This window comes from Dactylosporangium salmoneum, assembly GCF_039532525.1.
GTDB classification, from domain to species: Bacteria; Actinomycetota; Actinomycetes; order Mycobacteriales; family Micromonosporaceae; genus Dactylosporangium; species Dactylosporangium salmoneum.
This window is the reverse complement of the sequence record NZ_BAAARV010000008.1, coordinates 17320-35320: the sequence shown is the minus strand read 5'-3', so window position 1 is coordinate 35320 and position 18001 is coordinate 17320. Positions and strand designations below refer to the sequence as shown.

General features: G+C 69.3%; 18 protein-coding genes. 12 read left to right on the top strand and 6 right to left on the bottom strand.

The genetic code is table 11. The features are described 5' to 3' along the window. Nucleotides 1-177: 177 nt before the first annotated feature. From ABD352_RS06200 to ABD352_RS06190, 3 genes are all read left to right on the top strand, one after another. On the top strand, nucleotides 178-1071 hold the full coding sequence (locus ABD352_RS06200) for a helix-turn-helix domain-containing protein (protein WP_344611236.1): 894 nt from the start codon (nucleotides 178-180) through the stop codon (nucleotides 1069-1071). 266 nt (nucleotides 1072-1337) lie between these two features. Further along, entirely contained in the window at nucleotides 1338-2003 is a 666-nt protein-coding gene (locus tag ABD352_RS06195; protein ID WP_344611235.1) for a Type 1 glutamine amidotransferase-like domain-containing protein, read from the top strand. A 549-nt stretch (nucleotides 2004-2552) separates the two neighbouring features. Next, complete coding sequence (locus ABD352_RS06190) at nucleotides 2553-3686, top strand: IS1380 family transposase (protein WP_344611234.1); 1134 nt, start codon at nucleotides 2553-2555, stop codon at nucleotides 3684-3686. A gap of 661 nt (nucleotides 3687-4347) precedes the next feature. Here the strand turns inward: ABD352_RS06190 and ABD352_RS06185 are convergent. Beyond that, nucleotides 4348-4818 carry an Lrp/AsnC family transcriptional regulator gene (locus ABD352_RS06185; RefSeq protein ID WP_344611233.1) on the bottom strand — a complete coding sequence of 157 codons (471 nt, stop codon included), beginning with the start codon at nucleotides 4816-4818 and terminating at the stop codon, nucleotides 4348-4350. 127 nt (nucleotides 4819-4945) lie between these two features. Here ABD352_RS06185 and ABD352_RS06180 point away from each other — a divergent pair, with 127 nt between their 5' ends. Next, on the top strand, nucleotides 4946-6196 hold the full coding sequence (locus ABD352_RS06180) for an MFS transporter (protein ID WP_344611232.1): 1251 nt from the start codon (nucleotides 4946-4948) through the stop codon (nucleotides 6194-6196). 27 nt (nucleotides 6197-6223) lie between these two features. Here the strand turns inward: ABD352_RS06180 and ABD352_RS06175 are convergent, their stop codons facing one another. After that, nucleotides 6224-6955, bottom strand: coding sequence for a TetR family transcriptional regulator (locus ABD352_RS06175; RefSeq protein WP_344611231.1), 732 nt, complete (start codon nucleotides 6953-6955; stop codon nucleotides 6224-6226). A gap of 65 nt (nucleotides 6956-7020) precedes the next feature. Between ABD352_RS06175 and ABD352_RS06170 the strand changes: the two genes are divergently transcribed. Together ABD352_RS06170 and ABD352_RS06165 are read left to right on the top strand one after the other, a co-directional pair. After that, nucleotides 7021-7890, top strand: coding sequence for an SDR family NAD(P)-dependent oxidoreductase (locus tag ABD352_RS06170; RefSeq protein ID WP_344611230.1), 870 nt, complete (start codon nucleotides 7021-7023; stop codon nucleotides 7888-7890). Between the two features lie 27 nt (nucleotides 7891-7917). After that, entirely contained in the window at nucleotides 7918-8247 is a 330-nt protein-coding gene (locus tag ABD352_RS06165) for an SDR family NAD(P)-dependent oxidoreductase (protein WP_344611229.1), read from the top strand. Here ABD352_RS06165 and fxlM read toward each other — a convergent pair. The 3 genes from fxlM to ABD352_RS06150 all read right to left on the bottom strand — a co-directional run bounded on the left by fxlM (nucleotide 8216) and on the right by ABD352_RS06150 (nucleotide 10376). Continuing rightward, nucleotides 8216-9475 (bottom strand): methyltransferase, FxLD system, encoded by a 1260-nt coding sequence (gene fxlM / locus ABD352_RS06160; protein ID WP_344611228.1) that lies wholly within the window; start codon nucleotides 9473-9475, stop codon nucleotides 8216-8218. The two genes, ABD352_RS06165 and fxlM, sit on opposite strands and share 32 nt — an antisense overlap. Continuing rightward, nucleotides 9472-9756 carry a hypothetical protein gene (locus ABD352_RS06155; RefSeq protein ID WP_344611227.1) on the bottom strand — a complete coding sequence of 95 codons (285 nt, stop codon included), beginning with the start codon at nucleotides 9754-9756 and terminating at the stop codon, nucleotides 9472-9474. The genes fxlM and ABD352_RS06155 overlap by 4 nt, the downstream gene beginning before the upstream one ends. Before the next feature lie 242 nt (nucleotides 9757-9998). Continuing rightward, nucleotides 9999-10376 carry a hypothetical protein gene (locus ABD352_RS06150; RefSeq protein WP_344611226.1) on the bottom strand — a complete coding sequence of 126 codons (378 nt, stop codon included), beginning with the start codon at nucleotides 10374-10376 and terminating at the stop codon, nucleotides 9999-10001. A gap of 431 nt (nucleotides 10377-10807) precedes the next feature. Between ABD352_RS06150 and ABD352_RS06145 the strand changes: the two genes are divergently transcribed. The 6 genes from ABD352_RS06145 to ABD352_RS06120 all read left to right on the top strand — a co-directional run bounded on the left by ABD352_RS06145 (nucleotide 10808) and on the right by ABD352_RS06120 (nucleotide 16327). Further along, entirely contained in the window at nucleotides 10808-11086 is a 279-nt protein-coding gene (locus ABD352_RS06145) for a helix-turn-helix domain-containing protein (RefSeq protein WP_344611225.1), read from the top strand. Beyond that, complete coding sequence (locus ABD352_RS06140; RefSeq protein ID WP_344611224.1) at nucleotides 11083-12261, top strand: hypothetical protein; 1179 nt, start codon at nucleotides 11083-11085, stop codon at nucleotides 12259-12261. The genes ABD352_RS06145 and ABD352_RS06140 overlap by 4 nt, the downstream gene beginning before the upstream one ends. 6 nt (nucleotides 12262-12267) lie before the next feature. Further along, nucleotides 12268-12822 carry a GNAT family N-acetyltransferase gene (locus ABD352_RS06135; RefSeq protein ID WP_344611223.1) on the top strand — a complete coding sequence of 185 codons (555 nt, stop codon included), beginning with the start codon at nucleotides 12268-12270 and terminating at the stop codon, nucleotides 12820-12822. A gap of 67 nt (nucleotides 12823-12889) precedes the next feature. Further along, the gene (locus ABD352_RS06130; protein ID WP_344611222.1) at nucleotides 12890-13240 is read left to right on the top strand and encodes a hypothetical protein; all 351 of its coding nucleotides are present in this window, start codon (nucleotides 12890-12892) and stop codon (nucleotides 13238-13240) included. Continuing rightward, on the top strand, nucleotides 13237-14280 hold the full coding sequence (locus ABD352_RS06125) for an aminoglycoside phosphotransferase family protein (RefSeq protein WP_344611221.1): 1044 nt from the start codon (nucleotides 13237-13239) through the stop codon (nucleotides 14278-14280). The genes ABD352_RS06130 and ABD352_RS06125 overlap by 4 nt, the downstream gene beginning before the upstream one ends. Nucleotides 14281-14455: 175 nt before the next feature. After that, a complete protein-coding gene (locus tag ABD352_RS06120; protein ID WP_344611220.1) occupies nucleotides 14456-16327 on the top strand; it encodes a WD40 repeat domain-containing protein in 1872 nt (623 codons plus the stop codon). Nucleotides 16328-16536: 209 nt separating this feature from the next. Here the strand turns inward: ABD352_RS06120 and ABD352_RS06115 are convergent, their stop codons facing one another. Continuing rightward, nucleotides 16537-17556 (bottom strand): NUDIX hydrolase, encoded by a 1020-nt coding sequence (locus tag ABD352_RS06115; protein ID WP_344611219.1) that lies wholly within the window; start codon nucleotides 17554-17556, stop codon nucleotides 16537-16539. Nucleotides 17557-18001 lie beyond the last annotated feature (445 nt).

Below are 18001 nucleotides of genomic sequence, written 5' to 3'. Positions count from 1 at the left end.
ACAACATCCGCCACAAAGAGAAGATCATGCCCGAGGCCACAACCTCACCAACTGAGACACCCCCTTAAGGTTGGGGTCGTCATCGCCCCCATCGAGGATCGCAACGCCTATGCCGGAATCGGATAGCCACGAATCTGCTCGTCGTCATCGCCCCATCGGGGATCGCAACAGCGGCAGGTGCGCTACTGGCGCGAGGTCGAGGCCGGTCGTCATCGCCCCCATCGGGGATCGCAACAGGTTGAACTTCGAGCCGTTGGCCGGCGGCGCCGGGGCGTCGTCATCGCCCCCATCGGGGATCGCAACCACTGCCACACCATGAACGCCACGCCCCAGGATGACGACTTTCCCGCAGCGCTCCGACGGCTCCGTCGCACGCGCGGCCTGTCATTCCGCGATCTCGCGTCGCTCACGCAAATCAGCGCAGGTCATCTCAGCCATCTCGAACGGCCCAAACGCGGCTGGAGCCCCGGTGTGGCGGCTGCGCTCGACCGAGCGCTCGGCGCTGATGGCGTGCTCATCACGTTGGCCGGCCGTGCACCCATCCAGGATCCGCTCTCCGCCATACCATCTGAGGTTATGCAGCGCCGCATGTTTCTCCAGCTCGGCCTAGTCACGTCGGCCTCGATCGGCATACCGGTCCCGACGGCGGCAAACGGTCCAGCGGTCGTCCACCGGATCGTCGGTGAGACCGGGCGGCTGCATGGCCTCGACCATCAGCATGGCGGGACGACGCTCTGGCGCGCGGCGTACGCGCTGCTCGGCGACAGCTACGAGCTGATCCGCCGTGGCAGTTGCCGCGACCCGCTCGAGCAGGACCTACTGCGCTGCGCGACCGGCCGACTCCACATGTGCACAGGCTGGCTTGCCTTCGACGCCGGCCGGCGCGACGGGCAGGCGCGATTGCGGCGGCGGCCGGGCTGGCCGTCGACGGTGCAGGTGCAGGACTTGAAGATCACGCCGCGGCTGGCCATGAGGCACCTCCAGGCTGAGCAGGTCGAGCCGTCACCTCCAGGTTGCGGCTCCACAGGCCTTCGTGACTCGGCTCGCCAAGAAATTCGCACCCGGCCGTAGCGGGCGTTCGCTGATGGGCTGCAGCGGCTATCGATCACGAGCTGGAAGAGTCCATGAGGGCGCAAGATGCCGATGAGCGGTCGCCGTGACATGCGCGTCCCGCGCGCCTCGGTCGGGTGCACGTCTTGGGCGAAGTAGGACCGGGTGGAGGGTAGTCGCCCCGCCCACCGAGGACCGCCGAAAGTGGACGCCCGAACTACGATGAGTGCTGGCGCGGCCCTTGGTCATCAGGCACATTCTCCTTCGCGCGTCAATTCGGAGGCATCGTGAAGCTCTTGCTCACGTCCGGCGGCGTCACGAACCCGAGCATCTACTCGGTGCTCGTGCAGCTGCTCGGCAAGCCGATCGACGAGTGCCACGCCCTCTGCGTCCCGACAGCACAGTGGGGTCACCCGATGTGCGGTCCGACGTCGGTACGGGACTTCGTCGCCGCCGAGCCCAAGCCTGACTGGCAATACATGACCGGCCTGGGCTGGGCGTCGCTCGGTGTCCTCGAGCTCACCGCACTGCCCACCATCGGCGCGGAGCGATGGGTCCCCTGGGTCCGGAAGGCCGACGTGCTCCTGGTCGACGGAGGCGACGCGACATACCTGTGCCACTGGATGCGCGAGTCCGGGCTGGCCGATCTGCTGCCTTCGCTGCCCGACAAGGTCTGGGTGGGAGTAAGCGCCGGAAGCATCGTGATGACGCCCCGGATCGGGGACTACTTCGTCGAGTGGCCGTCCGCACCAGACGACCGCACCCTGGGAGTCGTCGACTTCTCGATCTTCCCGCACCTGAACCTCTTCCCGACGAACACCATGGCTGACGCGGAGCGATGGGCCGCCGACATCGGCGTCCCGGCCTACGCCATCGACGAACAGACTGCCATCAAGGTCGTCGATGGCTCAGTCGAGGTGGTCTCCGAAGGGCAATGGACGAAGTTCGGGTGATCGTCGCCGGGCGGCTATCCAGATCTGCCGCGGCGGGCGTGCTGGTGTTCATCGCGGCTGGTGACGCACCGTAGTACAAGGCCGACCTTCTTGTTCCCGGCGCCGGCGCCGGGTCGCCGAGCGAACTCTTGCTCCGTGCGGCGATAGCCGCTTACCTCGGCCGCTACCGCGGCCAGTCCCGGCCGCACAGCGAGTCGGACCTGCGGGTCTTCCCGCGCTGGTGCGCCGACGAGGACCTCGACCCGCTCGCCATGCACCGACGGACCGATCCTGCGCAACACGCTCGGCGGCCGGATGGACCGCCACGCCGCCTGCCGCCGGCTCCGACACCTGGCCGCGGCCGCCGGCGTCCGGATGCCGAGGATGCACCCGCACATGCTGCGCCATATTTTCCCCGCTTAGCCTCGATCCACCGACCAGCGGTGACGTCGTGAGATGCGAGGGTATGGGAAATGCCCTCTGACCTGGGAGGATGGGAGTTCTCTAGGCTTCCATCACCCTGGTCGAGAGGGCATCTCGTAGGTGCGATTGTTGCATGCTCGCCGCGCAGTGGACGCGGTGTTCGACGAGGCGAATCTGGTGTCGTGCGCCGGCCTGGTTCCGGCGATGGGCCTGGCCGCGCAGGTCGATCTGGCCGGGCTGGTCGCGGCTCGGGTGCGTCCGGACCTGTCCACCGGGTCGAACCCGGGCGCCAAGGCCGCCGCGGTCGTGGCCGGCATGGCTGCCGGCGCGGACAGCATCGACGACCTGGACGTGTTGCGGCACGGTGGGATGGCCACGCTGTTCGGAGGGGTGTACGCGCCCTCGACGCTGGGGTCGTTCCTGCGGTTCTTCACCTACGGCCACGCCCTGCAGCTGGAGGCCGCGGCCCGGGACCTGCTGGGCGCCCTCGCCGCGGCGACGCCGCTGCTGCCCGGCGCGGCGAGGCAGGCGTACGTCGACGTGGACTCGTTGCTGCGGCGGGTCTACGGCCACGCCAAGCAGGGCGCCGCGTTCGGGCACGCCAAGGTCGGCGGCTACAGCGTGCGGCTGCGCGGCCTGTCCCCACTGGTGGCCACGATCAGCACCACCGAGGCGGCGCCGGTCATCGCGGCGACCCGGCTCCGCGGCGGCAACGCCGGCTCCGCCCGCGGTGCGGCATCCCTCGTACGCCAGGCGATCACCACCGCGCGGGCCTGCGGCGCCACCGGCCGGATCCTGGTCCGCGCCGACTCGGCGTTCGGCTCCGGCCCAGTGGCCGCCACCTGCCGCAAGGCCGGGGTGAACTTCTCGCTCACCCTGCAGTCCAACCCCAAGCTCCGCGCCGCGATCGCCGGCATCGACGAGCAGGCGTGGACCCCGGTGCGCTACCCCGGTGCCGTCCACGACTCCGACACCGGCTGCTGGATCTCCGAGGCCGAGGTCGCCGAAACGGTCTACACCGCGTTCGAGTCCAGCCGCCACAAGGTCACCGCCCGCCTCATCATCCGCCGGGTCAAAGAACGCAACCCAGCCCCCGAAGGCCAGGAAACACTGTTCCCGCTGTGGCGGCATCACGCCTTCCTCACCGACACCACCGAATCCACAGTGGACGCTGACCTCACCCACCCCAGGGGAGGGAGAAGGGCGGCGAGGAAGGCTCGGTCCTCGGGTGCGAACTTCACTCGGTCGGTGCCGGGTTGCCGCTCCAGGACGGTGGTCTGATGCCGCGGCGCCAGAATCTCGACGTCTTTGTTCCGGTCGTCCATCGGCAGTAGCCGCAGCGCGGCGAATGTGTTCGTGACAGTCAGGTAAGCCAGGCGCAGCAGCACGAGAGCTCATCCTGCCGCGTTCCGCTCCGATCTTGACGGCCGGGCGACGTGTTGGCCAAGAGGAAGCGGGCGGAGCCCACCACCTGCATGGATGGCATTCTCGGCAGGCGCAGGGTTCATGCTGGAAGACGACGCGGCGTGCTGCGGCGGCGAGGGTGTGCTGGTCGGCGGCGTCGCCGCCGTGGCGGTTAAGCAGGAACAGCACGTGGTGGGCGAGGACGGCCCGCAGACCACGGGTGAGCTCGCCACGACCGGCGAGCCCGGACCAGCACCGGCCTGCTGGAACGCCGCCGGCCAGTCGGGTGCCGCGTGCAGGGGGCTGGCGTCGGTGTCGAGGGACGGCTGCAGCCGCAGCCGCCACGTGGACCCTTTGCGGATGAACCAACAGCCGCGCAGGCTGCCGTCGTCAACGACGGCTGAACGGACGCGTCGCGACAGCCTCGGCTCGCGCGGAACAGCCGCGCGTACCAAGAGAGGGCCTATCGTGTCGCCAAACTGCCAGGCATTTGAGGTGTTCGGCGGCATTCGTCGCGGTGGGGATGCGGGCCGTGGAGTCATCCTTCGGCCAAGCGGTGCAGAAGGTCGCGAGGCCGGTAGGGGACGACCTCGCCCAGGGAGATGATCGTGCTGGTGCGGTCGACTCCTTCGATGGCGAGCACGGCGTTGGTGATGCGGTGCAGGTCAGCGGTGTCCTTCGCGACGATGTGGGCCAGGAGATCGGCGTCGCCGGTGGTGTAGTGGGCTTCGATAACTTCCGGGAGGGCGAGCAGCCCTTGACGGGTCTGCTCGGGTTCGGCCTGCCGTACTGACAGTGACATGAAGGCGACGAGGCCATATCCGAGGGCGGCGGGGTCGACGCGCCTGCTGAACGGTTTGAGCGCGCCGGTGGCCGCCAGCCGTCGTAGCCGGGCGTGGACGGTGTTGCGGGCGATACCAAGGGTCTGCGCGAGGGCGAGGATCGTGGCGTCCGGGTCGTCGTCCAGGGCGAGGACGATCCGTGCGTCCAGGGCGTCGATGCTGGGCACGTTGAGCATTGTGACACGAACATCCGGAAAGAGTGAGCACCTATCGCACATGAACTGAGCTGTATTGCGCGAATGCCTGCCGTCGAGGGAAGTTGGCGACACCACGCACTTTCCAAGAAAGGCCGTCATGGCGGTGAAGGCGCACGCGTCGCGTATCAGCAGATCGTGGACCATCGTGGTTCTCGCCGGAATCAGCGCCGGGCTGCAGGTGTGGAAACTGCCGTCCGCGATCCCCCAACTGCGCGACGACCTGTCCATCACGCTGCTCCAGGCCGGAACACTCCTAGGGGTCGTCCAGCTGGCGGGGATGCTCGGCGGCTTGGCCGTATCCCTCCTCGCCGAAGTGATCGGCGAGCGACGCTGCCTGAGCGCGGGACTGATCCTGCTGGGCCTGGGGTCCGCTACAGGAGCCCTCGCCTGGTCGGCGGCTCCGCTGACCGCCTCCCGGGCGGTAGAGGGCGCCGGTCTCGTCATGGTGGCGGTAACCGGCCCAGGGCTGATCCGCCGACATACCCCCGAACGCCGGCTCAACGCGGCCATCGGCTTGTGGGGTGCCTATCAGGGCATCTCCGCTTTCGCGGGGCTCATGGCCAGCGCCGTGATCCTGCAGGTCCTTCCATGGCAGGTGTGGTGGTGGATCATGGCCGCGGTCGCGCTGGCACCGCTGCCATTGGTGATCGCCTACGTTCCCCCTGACGAGCGCAGCCGCGCCCGTCGCCCGGCCATGGCGACGAAACGTATCACGCGAACCGTCCGCTCGCGCAGGCCGTGGACCGTCGGTCTCGCGTTCGCGTGCTACACGCTGCCATGGATGGCCGTGGTCGGGTTCCTACCGACGGTCTACCAGGACAGCGGGATCACCGGCGTCGTCCCAGGAGTGCTCACCGCGGCGGTCGGAGGGGTGAACGCCATCGGCTCGGTGGTCACCGCGAAGATTCTGCAGCACGGCGTCCCCGCCCGCGCCCTGCTCATCTCCGCCTTTGTGGTCATGGGTGCCACGTCAGTGCTGGCCTTCGCACCCGATTGGAAGGCCGTGCCCGTGGAAACGACGCTGCGGTTTCTCTGCGTGGCGGTCTTCTCCGTTATCGGCGGCGCGATACCGGCCACCCTGCTGCGCACGGCCGTGGAACTGACCCCGGAGGGCGGCTCCACCCCAGCCGCCATAGGACTGATCCAGCAACTCTTCAACGCCGGCAGCCTCGCCGGTCCAGGCATCGCCGCCTGGCTGGCCAGCCTCACCGGCGGCTGGCAATCCACCTGGTTGATGACGTGCGCCAGCTCTGCCGTCGGCATCGCCCTCAGCCTCCACCTCAGCGGCCGGTTCGCGCCACCAACCCCGTCGCGATCGAGTCGTGCGCCAAGCTACTCGCGATCTTGACGACAGTCGGTCGCCCGGATTAAAGGGTCATTGCGTCGCCGAGCGCGCGGCGTAGCCAGCGAGGAGGGCGCCGACGATGTCGGTCAGCTGCGGCTCGACGTCCACGACTGCGTGTGCGAGTTCGGGTTCGGATTCGTAGAAGTCGCGTAGCTTCGTGCCGGGGGCCGCCATCTGCCACATGGCTCCGGCCATCGCGGTTGCGGTGGCGACGACGCTGTGCGCCTGGTCGAACCGCAACGGCGTGACCGTGCAAAGCGTGGCGCTGACTTCGGCGGTCACGGCGATGGCGCGAGTCTTGAACGCCCGGACCCTCTCCAGTGAGACATTTCGTTCCAGGTTCAGCGGTGTGTGCGCCAGCAGGTCGCAGAACAGCGGGCGGGAGACCAGCGAGCGCGCGATCACAGCGGCGATCTCGCGCGCGGTCCGATCCCATTCCAGACGGCCGGCGCTGGGGCGAGCCGTGAGGTTCTCAAGCTCGCCGCGCACCGCCGCCGACCATTCGCCCCAAGCGCCGACCGCCAGCTGCAGGAAGATGTCCTCGCGCGTCTCGAAGTAGCGCAACATCGCCGACTTGTGCATACCGACCTCGTCGGCAATGGCGCTCGCGGTCACCTCCCGCACGCCGTTGGCCGTGGCGAGCCCGGCAGCCGCCGCCAGGATGGCCTCCTGCCGGGCGCGTTTCGCTTCGGGGGTACGGGCACGTTCAAAGCCAAAACCAGTCACCGCGCGCCATCCTACCGCAACCTCGTTGTAGTGCAAATCGCCGATGGCGAAATTAGCGCAATCGGGTTGCAATAATAGTGCAACCGTATTTCACTAGGACTGTGAGTGCGCAGACCAACACCTGGTTCATCACCGGCTCCTCCCGCGGCTTCGGTCGCTCCCTGGCCACCGCCGCCCTCAAGGCCGGCGACAACGTCGTGGCGACCGCCCGCAGGCCCGAACAGCTCGCCGACCTGGCCGAGCAGTACGGCGACCGAGTGCTCCCGGTGGCCCTGGACGTCACCGACGCCGCGGCGGCCGACGCGGCGCTCGCAGTTGGAATCCAGAAGTACGGACGGATCGACGTCGTGGTCAACAACGCCGGCTACGCCAACCTCTCGCCCGTCGAGACCACGGGCGAGACCGACTTCCGCCGGCAGTTCGAGACCAACTTCTGGGGCGTCTACAACGTCTCCCGGGCCGCACTGCCGCTGCTGAAGAAGCAGGGCGCGGGCATCGTGATCCAGTTCTCCTCGGTCGGCGGACGCGTCGGCCACGCCCCCGGGCTCGGCTCCTATCAGGCGGCCAAGTTCGCCGTCGACGGGTTCACCCGCGTCCTGGCCGCCGAGACCGCGCCGTTCGGGATCCGCTACCTCGTGGTCGAACCGGGCGGATTCGCTACCGACTGGGCCGGCGCCTCCATGCAGGTCGACGACATACCCCAGGACTACCGCGAGACCGTCGGTGCCATGGCCGAACTGCTACGCGGCGGCGGCGCCTCGCAGGGCGACCCCGACCGGGCCTCGGACATCCTCGTGCGGATCGTCCACGCCGACAACCTGCCCAGCCATCTGCTCCTCGGCGCCGGAGCGGTCGGGATGGCCCTGAACTACTCCCGCAGCCAGATCGCCGAAGCCACAGCCTGGCAGGCCGTCTCCGCTTCCGCCGACACGGGAGCCGACTATCCGGTCGACCTGCCCGCCGTCCGCTGACTTGCCAGCCGCACGAAGGAACAGGCCATGCAAGAGGAATTCGCCGACAAGGTCGCCCTGGTCACGGGCGCTGGATCCGGTATGGGCCGGGCCACCGCGATCCTGCTCGCGAAACGCGGGGCGGCGGTCACGCTCGTCGGACGGCGCGAGAACAAGCTCGCCCAGGCCGCCGCCGAGATCACCGCCGCGGGCGGCAAAGCCCTCGCCCACCCCGGGGACGTCAGCCGGTCCGAAGACAACGAACGCTGTGGCCCGCACCGTCGAGCGCTTCGGAGCGCTGCACTACGCGGTGAACAACGGACTGGTCGGCTTGGCTGCGGTCGGGTCAATCGGCGGCATCAGACCACCGGACCTTGAGCCGGCCGCTCGGCATGGCAAACACGAACGATCCCGCAGTGTCGTGGTCCGTGCCGATCGCCGTTCCGGCCGGGCCGACGGCAAACCACACCAGTTGGTCGCGGTACTGGCGGTCCCATCGCACGACCTCGGCCGCTACCTGCTCGGCGAGGAGATCGCCGCCCGGACCGTGCCCGACGACGGCGACCTCCGTGCCGCGACCGTCGCCGTCATCTACCGGGGGGAGAAGGGTGACGTAGGCCAGCGCGCCGCGGCGGGTGGTCGCCATCGTCCAGACCCGGTACGGGGCGAGGACCAGGCCCTCGTCGCGGGGTGTCTGGTCGGTCTGCAGGGCGCTCAGCCCGCCGGGCAGTGCGCAGGCCAGCCACAGCCACAGCCATTCCAGGGAGTCCTGGCCACCGAACCGGACCCCGGTGCGCAGCTGGACGCGCGGCGTGTCGAGTACACCGGCCAGTGCCTCGCCGTCGATGTGCTGGTCCTGGTAGACGTCGATGCGGACCAGGCCGTCGCCGCTGAGATCGAGCGAGCCGTGCGGGTCGGCGGCGGCGCCGCCGCGCAGCGGCATGAACCCGCACATCTGACTGTCCACGCTCACCCACCCGCCGCCGGAGGAGCGCTGGTAGACGACCGAGCGGGTCATCCCGCCGCGGATGCGTTGCGGCACCACCAGCCGGCCGCCCACGGCAACCTGCTCCAGCCAACATGCCGGCAGGTCCCAAGCGCCGACGGTCGCGATCACGACATCGAACGGCGCCCCCGGTGGATAGCCCAGCGCGCCGTCACCGCACACCACCCGCACCGACCCGTACCCGGCGGCCTTCAGATGCTCGGCCGCGGCGTCGACGATGTCCGCGTCGACGTCGACGGTCGTCACCTGCCCGGTCAGGCCCGCCAATGCAGCGACGAGCGCGGCGTTGTATCCGGTGCCGGCGCCGATCTCCAGGACCCGGTCCCCGGCGCGGATCGCGGCCTGCTGCAGCATCATCGCCACGATCCGTGGCTGCGACGCCGCGCTGATCGGCCGCCCGTCCGCGTCGAGCTTCGTGTGGACCACGTCGTTGGCGTACGCCTGCTGTACCGGAACCTGCAGCACAAACACGTGCCGTGGCACCGTCTCCAACGCCGCCACCACTGCTGGATCGGTCAGCCAGCCCGCATCGATCAACGTGCGGACCAGCGCATGCCGGAGCCGGCCCGGCTCGTCGATCAACCCGGTACCTGCGGTCATCGAGCCGCCGCCGCGACCTGGCCGGCGGACTCCGCCGTCGTGCACATCTCGACCAGCAGGTTCGTACCGTCCTCGTTCGCCGCGCCCAGCCCGGCACGGCGCAGCGCGTCGGTGAACGCAGCCGCCGGGACGCCGTGCTGCAGACCGACGGTGATCGCTGTCGCGAACGCATCCGTGGACCCGGCCACGAACGAGCCGTGCACACTGGCCCGCAGCTCGATCCGGCACGGTGCACCGTCCGGGCCGCGCCCGACCGTCAACACGCCAGGCTCGCCGGCCACCGTGACCTCCACGGTATGTCCGACGGTCCTGCGAACCCGTGGCCACGGCACGTCCATCTCCGCCATTGCTCCACTCCGTTCGATCAGAGCCGGCCGCGCTCACGGACCGGCGACGTTGCGTAGGTTAAGCCGCGGCGGGCCGTGACGGCAGCATCCACACCGCGCGTTTCTCGAACGTATGTATGGCACGCCGAAGGGGCCGGTGACACGCCGAGCGGCGGCGTGGAGGCCGGCACCGTGCTTCAGCTCGAGGACGCGCCGCGCAGTCTGCTGGACGGCTCGGCCGCGCCGGCGGCCTCGGGCGGCATCTGGTTCGTTCCTGCCGGTCGCGCCGCAGCCCGGACGGTGGTGCTGATGAGGCGTTCAGCGGTGCCGGTCGCCTGCAGCAGACGGTCCAGGAGCGTCGGCGGCATGTCGCCTGCGCCCAGTCCGGCCTGCTGCACCGTCTCGGTCACGTCCCGCATCGTGCGGTCCGCGGTGGGCAGCAGGTGGGCGGCGGCCAGCACGTCGCGGGCGATGTAGGCGTCGGTGGGCGTGGCGGTGTCCTCGACCCGGGCGAGGAGCCCGGCGGGCGAGGAGCCCGGCGGCGCCCGGGTGGCCGACGGCGTGGGCGACGGCACGTTCCCACGGTGCCGTCGCGTCGGCGGTAGAGGCCGGCGCCGGCCCAGCGGCGGGCCGGGTCGGCGAAACCGGGCCGGCGTGCGACGGTGGTGATGACGGACAGCCGCCCGAACGGCCAAACGCCGACCGGAATCGAACGTGTGTATGTCGCGCCGCACCTACCCCAGCGACACGCCGAGTGCTCGGCTACAGCCGCCACGGACTGTCGGCGGACTGCAACAGGCGTACCCGGTCGAGTTGACGCAGGAACTCTGCAGCGCGTCGGTCGCGTTGCTTCCACAGCACCGCAAGCCACCGCAGCGCACAGGTTCGCTGGGCGGCCTCGAATTGGGTGACGCCACCCGTGGACCGCCTACGCCAGCACCCCCCAGCCGTCCCCGCAGACTTCTGGTCCCACCCGACCATCCGCGACGCCGCACACGACCGCCACATGGGCCACCTCATCGCGGCCTACCGCCGGCACCCACACCACGGCATCCCCATCTCACAAGAGATCGCCGGTAGTTGGGTAGGCGTCACACAAGGCCAGATCAGCCGCATGGAGAACGGTCAGCCTGAACACAACATCGACCGCCTCATCCACTGGGCACGACTCCTCGCCATCCCCGTCCACCTGCTCTGGTTCACCCACCCGACAGCCAACACCCCCACCGCCCCGGAACCAACCCGGGCCTCCGACGCACGCCATGTCAACGGGGCGAACCCGTGAACGCGCCCGATGGTCAGCTCGAGGTGGCACCGGCCCACAAGGGCGTTACTCGACCCGACGTCGAGGCGGCATTTCGGACGGCTTGGTGGGCAGCGGCTACAAAGGGTGAGCATGCGGACTTCGGCATGGCCCTGCAAGACGGCATCGACGAAACTGGCGGCATGTTCCGACGCACGTTGTTGCTAGCGCTCGCCACATACGGCGCCGGCTTCCGCGCGGCGCCTACCGAAGTCACACAGGCTGACGAAGGCCGCGCCTCGGTGGATGGCCTCATCGATGAGTGGCGCCAAGCCTGTGACGAGTACGGCTTCGAGTACCACACACAACCGCGTAGGGAACTTGCGCGGGATCTGGTGGGCGACCTGCTCGACGTCCGCCAGTTGCTGATGTCCGCCAGCGGCGACTCGCAGGTGCGCAGCCTGGCTGCAGTCGTTGCCCGACTTGCTGCGTTGACGGCGCTCGCCTGCACGGATCTCGGGTATCGACGTGAGGTCAAGCACCTGTGGCGGCTCGGCCGCCGCATGGCGCACCTTGCCAAAGACCCGGCGGTGCTGCAATGGGTCTACGGCCACGAGACGACGTCAGGCATCTACTTCGGCCGACCGCTCGACGTGGTGATGACCATCGCGGATCAAGGGCTGGCCGTGAGCGCCGCGCCCACGGCCGGCCGGGCCGAATTGCTCGGTGGCAAAGCCCAGGCCCTCGCGATCGTCGGCGAGCATCAGGCTGCCGCCCGCGTTCTGCGAACGTTGGAGGAGACCTTCGACCAGCTGCCCGACCGGGTGACCAACCGCAGCAAGTCGATCATGGGATGGCCCGAGCGGCGGCTTCGCCATGCGGAGTCGTTCGTGCACTCGACGGCCGGCGCGTTGACGCTGGCCACAAGGGCGCAGGACCGAGCTCTGCACCTCTACGCTCCGTCGCGGGTCATCAGCCGGACCCAGATCGAGCTGCACCGGGCGGAATGTCTCATCCGAGCCGGATACATCTCCGACGGAGCCCGGCACGCGCGCGAGACGCTCGCGCACACCACTGAGCAATGGCGCAATCGCTACATCCTGGCGACCGCCGCGAAGGTCGCCGACGCTGTGCCCGACGACCAAAGAACAGTGCCCGCGGTCGCCGGGCTCTGCAACGACCTTGCCGCGGCGTTCCAGCCGACGGCGTCGAACTGAGGCCGCATGAACACCGAACTGTTCCGCATCGAGCGCTTGACCGCGCTCGACGAGGCAATACTCCAGCAAATGGCCGACATCTACGTTGAGGCATACGCGGAACCACCCTACAACGCTGGACCGTTGTGGGACCGGGAGGCGTTCCTGGCTCGGACCCGCCGCCAGCGGGATCGCGATGGATTCCAGCTCGAACTTGCCCGGTCGGGCTCCGGCGACCTGATCGGCTTCGCGTTCGGGTTCACCATGCCCGCCGACGGCTGGTGGGCAGGCTCGACCACCGAGCCACCACCCGCGGTACAAGCCGCGCGCAAGTTCGCATTCATCGAGCTCGTCGTCCAACGACGATGGCGTGGGAACGGCATCGGCCGAGCCCTCCACGACACGATCCTGAACACGCGGCTCGAGCCGTACGCGATCCTCACTGCCCTCGCCGAAGCCCCTGCTCGCGCCATGTACGAGCGTTGGGGATGGATTCAGATCGGCAGTGAGCAGCACACCACCGACTCGCCCTTGCTCGACTCGCTCGTGCTAGATCGGACACAACAGCGGTCAGCCGACTGACATGTCGTCACTAGCGTCGGCACGACGCGTATCGAGCGGTCGGCGCCGTTGCGGAAGGTGCCGATCGTTGCCGGCCAGCGACAACCACGGGATCTACTGCGCACCGTGCGATGCCACCGTAGACCGCCTACGCCAGCACCCCCCAACCGTCCCCTACGCCATCAACGCGTTCGGTCCGCAGAACACGCGGAGTACGGTTCTCAACCAGGTCGGTCTGGCCGGCGCATACTTCCTTGCCGACGCCCCGGACCTGGCGCTGAAGGCCGGCGACATCGCCCGGCGGCAGGCGGGGACGTTGACCTCGCCACGGGTGAATGAACGGATCGCGAACCTGCGCCGCCACGCTACGCAGCACCTGCATCTACCGGAGGTCGCCGATTTCGTACGCGCTCTGCCACGACCCACCCCAGTCGCATGACGGGCGCAGATGGCCGGTTCACCGAGACGGCGATGCGGCAAGCCCTCGCTAACATTTGCGAACAGCTCGGCGTCGACGACACGGACGTGCACCTGCTGCGCCTGACGAACAACGCCGTCTTCGCTCTGCCGGCCGCCGGTCTGGTCGTACGGATCACCCGCACCCATCGATTGCACGCGCGTGTGCACAAAGTCGCGGCGCTCGGTGTCTGGTTCGAGGAGGTTGACGCGCCGACGATCCGGCTCGCCGCAGGTATCCAGCAGCCTGTTACCGACGGAGCGTTGCTCGCGACTGTGTGGCGCTACATCGCACCGCACGAGCCTCGTCCCCACGCTGGCGACCTCGGTGTCGCGCTGCGTGCGTTCCATCGCCTCGGCACCCCGTCACTGCAACTGCCGACGTGGGATCCGATCGGCGACGCTCGAAGCCGACTTGACGACGCCGAGGGACTCGCCGAGAAGGACCGGGACTATCTGCTCGCCTGGTGCGACCGGCTCGAGCCTCGCCTGCAGGAGTTCGCGGCGAGCGTCGAACCAGGACTCGTACACGGTGACGCGCACGAGGGAAACCTGCTCCGCGATGCGTCCGGCAGGGTGCTGATGTGTGACTTCGACGCGACCTGCATCGGACCGTGGCAGGTCGACCTCGTTCCGCCACCAGCAAACGAAACTCGCTTCGGCCCCACCGGCGGACACAGCAAGCTGGCGGCCGCCTACGGCTACGACATCACCCAGGATCCATCCTGGCCCCTGCTCCAGGAAGCACGCGAACTGAAGATGATCGCCGCGGCCGTGCCGCTGTTGGCCAGTGCTCCAGGTGTGGCTGAGGAGTTTCAGCTACGGCTAAGGTCGGTTCGCATCGGCGCCAGCAGCGTGCGGTGGACGGCGTTCGGCGATCTGTCCCGCGCGGCCGCCCCTGACTTGGCCGAGCGCGTGCGGCCCGGAAGAGACGAAAGCCGAGTAGCGATGGCCGCAATGCACCCGCAGCCGCATTGTCACCAAACGCACAAGCCTTCCACCAGGCGCATCCTGCGTCCTTGAGGTATCTCAGCAGGGAACCGGCAGGTGGCGGTTCTCGAAACGGGTGCGTACGTGTGTGGCCTTGACGAAGTCGCCGATTCTGTTTGTGCTGGGCGGCACTGTGTTGCAGGGCATGCCAGCGGGTGGTGAGTAGCCTGACATCGGCCGATATCCTCGGCCGACGGAGGAGGCACCGATGAAGCCAGCGACGCTGCCCTTCGGGGCGCAGATCGTCCCGCCGCTGCAAGGGCACATCGGCGAGGTGAACGCCGTCGTATGCGGGCTGGTGGACGGGTATCCGGTGGCCGTCACCGGCGGCGATGACTGCACTGTGCGGGTCTGGGACATGGCCAGCCACCGGCAGCTCGGCGATCCGCTGCGGCTCGACGGCGAGGTACGCGGGCTGGCCTGTACGGTCCTCGACGGCCGTCCAGTTGTCGTCGCCGTAGCCGGGGTCACTGTGGATGTTTGGGATCTGGGGACCCGGCAGCGGATCGGGGCGCCGCTGCGCGTCAGCACCCTGCTGTGGGGGGTGTCCTGTACCGAGCTGGCTGGGCGGCAGGTCGCCGTAACCAGCGGCGCCGAGGTGCTGCTGTGGGACGTGGCCACCGGGGAGCAGATCAGCGACCCGCTGGTCCCGTACCACCACGACGGCTGGATCAAGTCGGTGGCGTGTGCCACCGTCGGCGGCGCCCCGATCGCGGTCAGCGCCGACGAGGGAGCAACCGTCCAGGTCTGGGATCTGACACGCCGCGAGCCGATCGGACGGCCGTTGTCCGGGCGGGCGCCGCTGGCGGTCGCAACGGTCGACGGGATACCGCTGGCTGTCTGCACCGACGATGACAATCGGCTGCGGCTGTGGGACCTGTCGCGGCGGGCGGAGGCACGGCCGCCGCTGACCGGTTCCGGCGAACCGGTGCAAGCCTTAGCGCTGGGCGCTGTGGCTGGCCGGCCGGTCGTGGTCACCGGCCATTACGGCCACGCCATCCGGGTGTGGGACCTGCGTTCCGGCCGGGCGGTCGGGGCGCCGCTGTTCGACGGCCGCGACACGTATTCGCCCTCGTCGCTGGCGGTTGGGACGCTGCGCGGCCGCCCGCTGGTCCTAGCCGCCAACGGTGACGGCTTGGTGCGGGTATGGGACCTCGACGCGTACCGCGCCCTCGGCGCGCAGCCACCGGCCCGGTTCGCCAAGCGGTTGCCGCCGCGCTGGACCGATCCGCTGACCGGCCACGTCTACCACCTGACTCGCCCACTGGTCGATGAGGAGGGCGATCACTGGGAGTACGTCGACTTCGACGGCTTCGAACCGATCGTTGCGGAAGACCCCGCCGACCTCCGTTGCACGTTCGGCATCAGCCGCGCCCATGAGGAGTACGGCTTTGCCGGCGTCGGCCCGCGACGCAAGGGCTGGAGCAAGGACGCAGACGACGACGATCTGATCGGCCGGCCGATACTGCGGTACCACGAGTTCCGCGCCCTCGCCGGGCCGTTGTCGCAGGAGCAGGTCACGGCGCTACGCGAGCGATACCGTGACGCGACGATCTATGCGATGAACATGCTGCTCGAGGTGCATCTGCGCGATGACGAGGATGGGCTCCCGCTCACCCCCCACGAGCAGGACACGGTGCTCGCGCAGCACTTCGACATCTGCCTCGATGTTCATCACAGCGGCGGTCGGGGCGTGACGATCCGCGTGCCGGGACCGCGGTTTGACCTGGGCAGCATCGCGCCGTACCTCACCGAGGACGGACACCAAGGGGTGGGAGCCCGGCTCGTCGACGGAGTGCTGCTGGTCGAGCTGTTCAGCAACGCGGCCGACGACGAGCAGCCGTACTCCGACCGTGCCCTTTGGCTCGACCGGCTGCTGCCGCTACACGCCGATCTCGCCACCGGCGACCTGGCGCCGCTGTACCTCGGCTGGCTGCGCGCGGTGCAGGACGTGACGGACCGCGATATCCGCCCGCGGCCGCCGATCCCGCACACCGCCCGGCTGGACATCCCGCAGGTGGTCGCCTTGGCCGAGTTTCTGCGGCTGGACGACTGGTCCCGCGCCCAACTCGCCCAGTAGGACCCACGGACCCAGAGCCGACCGGCATGCTGGTTGAGCTGCGAAGATGTCTGCAACGCCAGCTTCGCCCGGCGCTTGTCGGGTGAAGCTGGTCGTGCCGCGTCAGGCGGTAGCCTCGGCCATGGTCTTCGCGACCCACAGGCCGTCCATCATCCGCCTACCGGGTGCCGGCGGCACGGGCGCAGCGGGCGGCTGCAGGAGACCGGCCCTCATGATGCCAGCAGGGCCGCCTCCTCGGAGAGCAGGCTGGCGCCGTCGTGCAGCCGGACGGCGACCTGGCCAGCGACGAGGGCGTCGCGGACGTTGACCGCGAAGACCTGGCCCAGCTCGGTACCCACCCGGTCAGCCGGCCACCAGTCGACCGCCGCGCTGGCGTGCGTCGGCGCCGGCTCACCGTCGGCAATGTGCGCCCGGAACACGAGCGCCACGATGCCGAGCCCGACGTCCTGGTACACCCCAGTCAGCCGCTCCGGCTCCACCACCACGCCGGTCTTCTCCTCGACCGTTCGGCGCAGGCCGGCCGGGATCGGCTCGTCGAGGCCCAGCACGCCGCCGGGCACCTTCCACCGACCGGTGTCCCGGCGCCGCGCGACGAGGACCCGACCGCGGTCGTTCATGACGACAGCGGTGACGGCGATCGTGTGGCGGCCCGGCTTGAGCGGCCCCGTTACTCGGGGCGGGTGCTCCTGGGTCCTCAGCCGTTCGGCGAGCGCGCGAAACTCCTCCCGTGCCGCGTCCCGGTCGCCGCCCTCCAGGAGAATGTCGGCCAGCTCATCCACCGGCCAGGTGACGAGCGCGCCCTGCCGGGCGAAGTACAACCCCACCGTGCGGACCCGGTACGCGTCGGCGGTGTCGAGCCAGGCCGAGGTGAGCAGCTTCCACACCCAGAGTCGGGACTGCGCAGTCTTGTTGGTGGCAATGGCGGTGTGGACGTCGATGAGGATGCCCCCGCCGGGGCCAGTGATGACCATGTCGTTGTCGGTCCAGTGGTGGAAGAAGGCCGGGCCTGCGTACCCGAGGGGCTGACCCGGTGGCGGGCCGCCGGCCAGCCGGCGCAGCTCGGCGAGCGCTCCGGACTCGTCGAGCCGCCGGATCAGCGCGACCAGCTCGTCGGTTACCGCGTCATCCACGGCCGCGGCGCGCAGCTGCTCCACGGTGGGTACACCACCACGGAAGAGCCGGAACACCGGCTCGTCGAGCTTGTCGTTACGGTAGACGTACTTGAACATGGCCAGTAAGGAACACAGACGGGCCAGACCCTTTCCGCACCGAGCTGGCCAAGTGGCGCGTGCGCGGCGAAGTAGGCGCGCATCCGGTCGAACAAGTCGGCCAGCATCGGCTCGGCCTGATAGTCCTCCTCGTCGTACGGGACCGGTACGAACGCCGGGTCGGGGCTGACGTCCACCCAGCCGTGCGTGGCGGGACGAAGATCCAGTGCCCTACCCCGCTCGGGGGCGACAACCCGGCGTGGGTCGGGCATTGGGCGGCCTGCCGGTGCGCCCAGTCCCTGCTCACCAGGCCGATGCGCACCAGGCCGAGCAACGCGGCGTAGGGCGGGGCCGCTTGGACCAGCGCGGCCATCCGCATGCCGAAAGCCCGGTCGACGTGTGACCAGTGACGCTTCTCGACCCCGTCCGGCGGTCGTACGGCGTCCCGGTTACGGGTCTCCGCAGC